We start from the raw sequence: 1,335 nt of genomic DNA on the forward strand, positions 1-1,335 counted from the left end.
GTTCGGGGTGATGGGTGGCTGGTCGTTGTTTGAGAACTGCACAGTGGACGCGAGCATCTGTGGCCAAGTTTTTAAGGGCGCACGGTGGATGCCTTGGCACCAGGAACCGATGAAGGACGTGGGAGGCCGCGATAGTCCCCGGGGAGTCGTCAACCAGGCTTTGATCCGGGGGTTTCCGAATGGGGAAACCCGGCAGTCGTCATGGGCTGTCACCCATGCCTGAACACATAGGGCATGTGGAGGGAACGCGGGGAAGTGAAACATCTCAGTACCCGCAGGAAGAGAAAACAACCGTGATTCCGGGAGTAGTGGCGAGCGAAACCGGATGAGGCCAAACCGTATGCGTGTGAGACCCGGCAGGGGTTGCGCATGCGGGGTTGTGGGATCTCTCTTCTGTTGTCTGCCGGCAACAGGACGAGTCAGAAACCGTTGATGTAGGCGAAGGACATGCGAAAGGTCCGGCGTAGAGGGTAAGACCCCCGTAGTCGAAACGTCAGCGGCTCGTTGGAGAGACACCCAAGTAGCACGGGGCCCGAGAAATCCCGTGTGAATCTGGCGGGACCACCCGCTAAGCCTAAATATTCCCTGGTGACCGATAGCGGATAGTACCGTGAGGGAATGGTGAAAAGTACCCCGGGAGGGGAGTGAAATAGTACCTGAAACCGTGTGCCTACAAGCCGTGGGAGCGTCGGATGCAGCTTGCTGTATCTCGTGACTGCGTGCCTTTTGAAGAATGAGCCTGCGAGTTTGCGGTGTGTTGCGAGGTTAACCCGGGTGGGGAAGCCGTAGCGAAAGCGAGTCCGAAGAGGGCGTTTCAGTAGCATGCTCAAGACCCGAAGCGGAGTGATCTAGCCATGGGCAGGTTGAAGCGGAGGTAAGACTTCGTGGAGGACCGAACCCACCAGGGTTGAAAACCTGGGGGATGACCTGTGGTTAGGGGTGAAAGGCCAATCAAACTCCGTGATAGCTGGTTCTCCCCGAAATGCATTTAGGTGCAGCGTCGTGTGTTTCTTGCCGGAGGTAGAGCACTGGATAGGCGATGGGCCCTACCGGGTTACTGACCTTAGCCAAACTCCGAATGCCGGTAAGTGAGAGCGCGGCAGTGAGACTGTGGGGGATAAGCTCCATGGTCGAGAGGGAAACAGCCCAGAGCATCGACTAAGGCCCCTAAGCGTACGCTAAGTGGGAAAGGATGTGGAGTCGCACAGACAACCAGGAGGTTGGCTTAGAAGCAGCCACCCTTGAAAGAGTGCGTAATAGCTCACTGGTCTAGTGATTCCGCGCCGACAATGTAGCGGGGCTCAAGCGTACCGCCGAAGTCGTGTCATTGACATA

At 57.2% G+C, this 1,335-nt stretch carries 1 rRNA gene (only partly in view); it reads left to right on the top strand.

Annotated features, from left to right (window positions below):
• Positions 1-61: 61 nt before the first annotated feature.
• Positions 62-1,335: ribosomal RNA gene (locus tag ACIBJF_RS52200) — 23S ribosomal RNA — on the top strand; it runs 1,920 nt beyond the window's last position.

This window comes from Streptomyces sp. NPDC050743 (assembly GCF_044456925.1).
Taxonomy (GTDB): domain Bacteria; phylum Actinomycetota; class Actinomycetes; order Streptomycetales; family Streptomycetaceae; genus Streptomyces.